The organism is Pseudomonas sp. SDO5591_S426, assembly GCF_054070755.1.
In genome coordinates, this window is the sequence record NZ_JBSVXD010000264.1 from 1 (window position 1) to 6,253 (window position 6,253).

7 protein-coding genes are annotated in these 6,253 nt (G+C 59.1%); 5 read left to right on the plus strand and 2 right to left on the minus strand.

Annotated features, from left to right (window positions below):
• Positions 1-59: 59 nt before the first annotated feature.
• On the minus strand, positions 60-1,196 hold the full coding sequence (locus ACW9JC_RS28005) for a catalase family protein (RefSeq protein ID WP_457459089.1): 1,137 nt from the start codon (positions 1,194-1,196) through the stop codon (positions 60-62).
• A gap of 28 nt (positions 1,197-1,224) precedes the next feature.
• Positions 1,225-3,027 (minus strand): di-heme-cytochrome C peroxidase, encoded by a 1,803-nt coding sequence (locus ACW9JC_RS28010; protein WP_457459091.1) that lies wholly within the window; start codon positions 3,025-3,027, stop codon positions 1,225-1,227.
• A gap of 269 nt (positions 3,028-3,296) precedes the next feature.
• Here ACW9JC_RS28010 and ACW9JC_RS28015 point away from each other — a divergent pair, with 269 nt between their 5' ends.
• The 5 genes from ACW9JC_RS28015 (at position 3,297) to ACW9JC_RS28035 (ending at position 5,991) form a co-directional block, all read left to right on the plus strand.
• A complete protein-coding gene (locus tag ACW9JC_RS28015; protein ID WP_338585439.1) occupies positions 3,297-4,010 on the plus strand; it encodes an FKBP-type peptidyl-prolyl cis-trans isomerase in 714 nt (237 codons plus the stop codon).
• A 293-nt stretch (positions 4,011-4,303) separates the two neighbouring features.
• On the plus strand, positions 4,304-4,759 hold the full coding sequence (locus tag ACW9JC_RS28020; protein ID WP_448106851.1) for a YkvA family protein: 456 nt from the start codon (positions 4,304-4,306) through the stop codon (positions 4,757-4,759).
• A 114-nt stretch (positions 4,760-4,873) separates the two neighbouring features.
• A complete protein-coding gene (locus ACW9JC_RS28025; RefSeq protein WP_338585441.1) occupies positions 4,874-5,215 on the plus strand; it encodes a helix-turn-helix domain-containing protein in 342 nt (113 codons plus the stop codon).
• Positions 5,212-5,583, plus strand: coding sequence for a hypothetical protein (locus ACW9JC_RS28030; protein WP_007945207.1), 372 nt, complete (start codon positions 5,212-5,214; stop codon positions 5,581-5,583). The genes ACW9JC_RS28025 and ACW9JC_RS28030 overlap by 4 nt, the downstream gene beginning before the upstream one ends.
• A complete protein-coding gene (locus ACW9JC_RS28035) occupies positions 5,584-5,991 on the plus strand; it encodes a sel1 repeat family protein (protein WP_457459094.1) in 408 nt (135 codons plus the stop codon).
• Positions 5,992-6,253 lie beyond the last annotated feature (262 nt).

Sequence of the window (6,253 nt, forward strand, 5' to 3'; positions counted from 1 at the left end):
GTACGTACGGTGGTGTGAGAGGACGGCGGATGTAAATCCGCCTCCTACTCGATTTGAGGTTACTGCCCGGCGTTGCGCGCGTGGCGGTAATCGCTGACAGCTTCGTAAACGGCTTTGCGCAGGCGGTTGATGCCACCGATCGGGCGATGCGCTTCAAGGCCGAACCATGGGTTGAAGGACTGGTTGTCGCATTGCAGATTCAGCGCCGGCGTATCGAAATCCTGCGCCGGTACTTTGATCCGCGCCACGGTCTGGAACGGCGCATCGCTCTCGCGCCACTCAATACTGGTGTCTTCGATCGGCATGTACTTGTTCGCGTCCTGGCGCTGGATCTGCAGGACGAAGCATGCGGGCACCCGATCGGTCGACAACTGTTGGTTCAGCGCGCTGCGCAGGAAGTTAGGCAACTTCTGGTTTTGCGCGGGCAGGTTGTACGCCGGGCAGCTTTCCGGGTCGGGCATCACGCGAAACTTGGCATTGGCCTCACCGAATTTGTACGGCGAAACCGAAAAATAGGTGGTCTGGGTCGGGCTCGACGGAGCAGGGGACAGCGTCGCCAGGGCGATAAAAAGGTGACGAACCTGCCAGCTACGCGGATCCCAGCCCGGAAAGAACGCCATCATCTTCTTGCCATCCGCTTGGGCGGCAACGTTCTGACGATACTCGGCGACATCGCTGACGAAGAAATTCGGATGGCTGAACATCACGAAGTCCTGTTCGCCTCGTTGCTGCTGATCGCTCAGCAGTTGCTTGCCCGGCACATCGAGCAGCTTGATCGCCATGCCTCGGGCATCACGGATGCTGTCGAACTGTGGATAAGCGTTGCCGTTGGACAGGCGCATCGTCGCCTGCCAGGTTTTACCGGGCTCGCTGAACACACCCTGACGCAACTCGCCTGCCAGCTCCGGCAACACCTGCACTTCGGCTTTCACACAACCGTGGGCCTTGGCATGGGCATCACGCAGGTAGCGGGTGCTTTCGCGGTGTTGGTCGACGATACGCACGGCGGTCTGAATGATGTCTTGAGTCATCGCCGCTTCGCCGTCGGGGATCAGTTCTTGCGCTGATACCGGTCCACGGTGTTGCCAGGCAAACCACGCCGTGGCCAGCGCCCAGCCGAGAAGCCCAAGCGCCAACAACCACAGCAACGTCTTGCCGAGAAAAGCACCGAGGCGCAGCCAGAGGACCTTCAACATTGGGAAATCCTTTCGCTAATAAGCAGAGTCATGGCAATTGCGACTCCAGCGGGCCGCCCAACACCTTCAAATACTCCAGCAATGCCCAGCGCTCCTGCGGTTGCAACAGGCGGCCGATCACGCCGTTGCCGAGCTTGCCGGAGCGGAATTCGTGACCGCTGTTGTGGTTGCCGGTGATGCGCGTGTCGAACAGGAAGCCGTTGGTAAAGGCTTCGGTGCGATAGCCCAAGTGTTTCGGGTCGTACTCGAACGTGCCTTTGTAGAACGTCGTTGCGCGCTCATCCTGCGGCGAGAGCAATTGATAAATGCTTGGCACCGAACCGTTGTGCAGAAACGGCGCCGTTGCCCACACACCCGCCAGTGGTCGAGCCTTGTAGGCGCGCAGTTCCCTGACTCCAATCGACAGGCCGAAACCATCCATCTCCGGACGCTGGGCCGGGGTGATGCCGGCCTCACGATAAGCGCGGTTCTCGACGAATGCGGTGACATACGCCAACCCCTTGGCCACCGACATCTGGCTCATGTCCAGCGGCTCTGTGGGTTTGGGATCGACATCCAGCTTTTCCAGCTCCGCCTGATTCCATTGCAATGCCGTCAGGTCGAAGCGATGGTCGGCGATATTGTTGGCGGCGCCGGGATCAGTACCGATGTGTTCCACCGGGATCATTTTCAGGTGTTGTACGTATCGGCCTTCGCCTTGCGTCACTCGGGGGACGTGGCAGCCGGCACAGTTCTCGGCGAACAGTGCGCGGCCTTTGGCGGCCAGGGGCTTATCGATTGTGCCCAGCAATGCCTCTGGCCAGGCGGGTGGTTCGAGTCGTTGCAGGGTCTCTTCAATCAGGTGCAAATCGCGTACACGCACACTGGAGGGGTAACGATCATCGCCCATCAGTGGCTGGCGGTTTTTGTCGAAGAAGTCAAGCGTGGCGCCGACGCCCAGGGCTTCACCAATATTGCGTGCCATCGGCTGCTGTGCCGAGCCGTTCCACTGCACCCAGTCGAAGGTCCACATGTCCCACAACTGCGGATAGTCAACGGGGGCATTGGCCACGCGGTAGTTGGCGGGGGAGATCGCATCGCCGAAGCTGGCGTTGGCAATGCGTCCGAAGGCATCGGTACGTCCCGGGCCTTCTTCGGTCGGATAGAGCCCGCGATGTGTGTCGTTCCAGGCCACCTTCAGGAAAGTGTCGAGGGAGCTTTTGAACTCCTTGCGCAGTTGCTGGTGTCGGACGTCGTAATCAGCGCCCAGGACTTTGCGGGCGAAGCGTTCGAATTTCCATGGGTTGTAGTAAGTCGAGGTCAGACTCGCCACCAAGGCTTGTCCGAAACTGCCGCCCTTGAGTGTAGGAACGCTGGAAGGCAAAACATGCTGTGCCGAACCGCCGTCGATGCGCACGGCCTGACCTTTGAAGCGCAGCTCTCCGGTGTGGCAGGCGGCGCAGGTAATATCCAGAAACGTATCCGGGCTGCCGGGGTTCTGGTGCCGGGCAAAGCCCACGGGCAGGTTGCCGGGGTTGTTCGGCGTGGGTTTCTGGCCTGGGTCGATCAGGAAGCCGAACCGCGCGAGGTATTCGGGTGCGGCGAAGCGCTGTTGCGAGAAGGGCAGTTCCAGCGCGGTGAACCAGTCGTAGCGCAAGCCTTTGACCTGAGTGCCCTGTGGCGTGAAGTAATACGCCTCGCGGTCGGCAGCGCTCCATTGCTCCAGGTAATGCACCTGTTGCGCGGGCGTCCAGAGCGGCAGTTTCGGGTTTACGACGTAGTACAAAACCACGGCCAGGCCCAGCCCCAGCAGCACAATGATCAGAACCAGCAAGCGGAATAAGAGGCGCAAGATGAACATCCTTGTCGATTTGTTCTGCCGTTATGCCTGAGTCCCCGATAAGCGGCAAGTGGCCATTACGCCAGATGCCGTGGGACACGGGAGCGGCCTTCGTAAGAGGCAGATGACAGAAGTTTCATCATCCCCACCCGCAAAAGCGTTTAAACACCTGAACTTATCGGAAATCTCCGGCTCTCATGCCGGTAGCCATTGGTCGTGGCCGCCTGATAAGCTCGCGGCTTTACTCGATTGCCCTTTAGGCGCATGAACAAGGAAATAGCATGAAACAGCATCGGTTGGCGGCGGCGGTGGCCCTGGTAAGCCTGGTACTCGCGGGTTGCGATTCGCAGACCAGCGTAGAGCTGAAAACCCCGGCGCAGAAAGCTTCCTACGGCATTGGTCTGAACATGGGCAAGAGCCTGGCTCAGGAAGGCATGGATGATCTGGATTCCAAAGCCGTAGCCCAGGGCATCGAAGATGCCGTCGGCAAGAAAGAGCAGAAACTCAAAGACGAAGAGTTGGTTGAAGCGTTCGCCGCACTGCAAAAGCGTGCCGAAGAACGTATGGCCAAGATGAGCGAAGAGTCGGCAGCCGCCGGTAAGAAATTCCTCGAAGAAAACGCCAAGAAAGCTGGCGTCGTGACCACTGCTTCGGGCCTGCAGTACGAAGTGGAAAAGAAAGCTGATGGCGCTCAGCCGAAGCCGACTGACGTAGTGACCGTTCACTACACCGGCAAGCTGACCAATGGCACCGTATTCGACAGCTCCGTCGAGCGCGGCAGCCCGATCGATCTGCCGGTCAGCGGTGTGATCCCGGGTTGGGTCGAAGGCCTGCAACTGATGCACGTCGGCGAGAAGTACAAGTTGTACATTCCTAGCGAACTGGCTTACGGCGCGCAAAGCCCAAGCCCGGCAATCCCGGCCAACTCGGTGCTGGTATTCGACCTGGAACTGCTGGCGATCAAGGATCCATCCAAAGAAGACGCCGCCAAGTAATCCGCGTCTGCTTTGAAAACAACGCCCCGCTTATGCGGGGCGTTGTTGCATCTGGCGTCTGGCGCGGGTAAACAAAGTGAACAGATGCTGCCGGCTGGAGTCATAGCCATTGTGGGACCGTCGCTAACCGCGCCGGACCGGCAAGTCAATGAAATATTGGGTTTTTTTTGATGAGTAAAAAACGCCCGATCTAAGCTCGGCCCTTGTATTACGGGGCTTTCAGACGTGAAAAGTAGCTCTGTTCACAAGGTTATCCACAATTTGTGTGGATAACATTTACATGGGAGTCATCCATGAAAGCACCCTGGAGTTTCGCTCGTTTCCTGCCACTGGCCGGACGCCTGCTCGCACGTGGGCGCTTGCCGACTTTGTTGTTCGCGGTGGCCAGCAAAGGTGCCAGCCAGGGTAACCGGTTGGGCAAACTCAAGGACGACTTGCGTCTGTTGCAGGCACTTTGTCTGGCGTACTGGCGTGGCGAGTACCGGGCCATCAGCCCCAAGGCGCTGATATCAGTCGTTGCCGGCCTGATGTATTTCCTCAGCCCGGTAGATGCAATTCCGGATTTCCTTCCGCTGTTCGGCATGATCGATGACATCGCCGTGCTGGCCTGGCTGATGAAAGTCCTCGACGATGAACTCAACGCGTTCCGCGCCTGGCGCAAACGTCAGGTCCCGGAGAAGCTTGCGGTGGTCGAGCGCCTGCCTGATACGGCAGAGCAACTTCGCCTTCAGAGACCGAAAAAAAGCTGAGCCAATTCAGCCTCATTCTCAGATAGATAGCCCCCGCGACCTTAGCCGCTGTTAGGATTACACTTCTAGGGAAAAGTGCCGACTCGCTAAGTGTTGTTGTCCTACGGGGTAGTCATGGATATTCAGATAATTACACGCGAAGGCGAGCCCGAATATGCGGTTCTGCCATGGGCTCAGTATCAGGCTCTACTGAAAGCAGCAGGCATCAACGAAGCACCGTCGCGTCCGGCCCCAGCGCCGCTGGCGACAACTCAGGACCCGATTCTTCCAGGTCTTGATCAATTACGCAGTTTGCGCGAAGGGAAGGGCATCGCCATCGAGGCGCTCGCCCGCACGGTAGGCATCAGCCCGTCTTACCTGGCCATGATCGAAAGTGGCGAGCGTCTGCCCGACGCCGCGATTCGCCGCAGCCTGGCCTGGGAACTGACGGTGCCAGGGTGGAGGGATGAATCGTGAGCGTGCGCATCAGTCGTCATCATTGGGACGGATTGCTGGGCGAACTGGATCAGGCACGCCGTCAGCGTCACCTCCTGACTTATCGGGCATTGCTGGAACGTTTGCAGTTGCCTACGCCAGCCATGCAAACCCTGACTGCCGCACTTGAGCATCTGGCGGCACTGGACGCCAAGGCCGAGCAGCCGTTGCGCAGTTCGCTGGTGATCAGCCAGGGCGCGAGCCGCCTGCCTCGCACCGGCTTCTTTGAATGTGTCGAGCGCCTCGGGCGGTTTTCCGGGCCGTCCGATGGTGTCGCTGCCGCTTCCTGGCATGCCTCGGAAGTGGTGCGGGTATTCGAATACGAGTATCCCGAGTCGGCAGAGGCTTGAGTGTTTTTTCGACTCAAGGCGCAGGCCAGTTACTGGTTGGCGCGTAGGCTGTTTCACTGGCAGTGGTTTGTACGCCAACCGCGTGGCTGGAGCTGGCTGGAAGGTCAGTTCGCCCGTATGGCGAACCTGGGCGATGTCGGAGCCCAGAGCTTCTATGGCCACATCCTCACCTTTCGCGGTGTGGGCCTGGGGGCGCGAGAAGAAGGTGTTCGCCTGCTGCGTCTGGCGGCGTTGGCCGGTGATGGCAAAGCAGCCTACCAAGTGGGTGTCATTAGCCTCGCCGGGAGCCCGAGCAAGGCACCGGACCCGGCTGAAGCGGCCAGGTTCTGGGAGATTGCCGTCAAGGCCGGGCACCCACTGGCACAGATCAAACTGCAAGAATTGGCATCTCGCGATTCTGCACAGTAAATACCGACTTATCTGACAAAACAGCGTGGCGTAGGGACCGATCCCTACGCCACGTTTTCGTTTTAGCGAATCGCCCTACATCAACATCATCCTTGCCTGACTTCTTTCCTCGCTGATCCCCAGCAAAGTCCCTTGCGCCAAACTCCCTGCGCGAAGGATTGCTTATGTTCGACCCGGTTTTTTACCCGGCTCCGTTCGTTTCGGTGGGCTGATGGATCACATCACCCGCATCGAGCACGAACTCGACAGTTTCCCGGACACC

Excerpts from the sequence above, each read along its gene's own strand:
- ACW9JC_RS28025 (WP_338585441.1), top strand. The coding sequence starts at position 4,874 with ATGGATATTCAGATAATTACACGCGAAGGCGAGCCCGAATATGCGGTT.
- ACW9JC_RS28005 (WP_457459089.1), bottom strand. The coding sequence starts at position 1,196 with ATGTTGAAGGTCCTCTGGCTGCGCCTCGGTGCTTTTCTCGGCAAGACG.
- ACW9JC_RS28020 (WP_448106851.1), top strand. The coding sequence starts at position 4,304 with ATGAAAGCACCCTGGAGTTTCGCTCGTTTCCTGCCACTGGCCGGACGC.
- ACW9JC_RS28015 (WP_338585439.1), top strand. The coding sequence starts at position 3,297 with ATGAAACAGCATCGGTTGGCGGCGGCGGTGGCCCTGGTAAGCCTGGTA.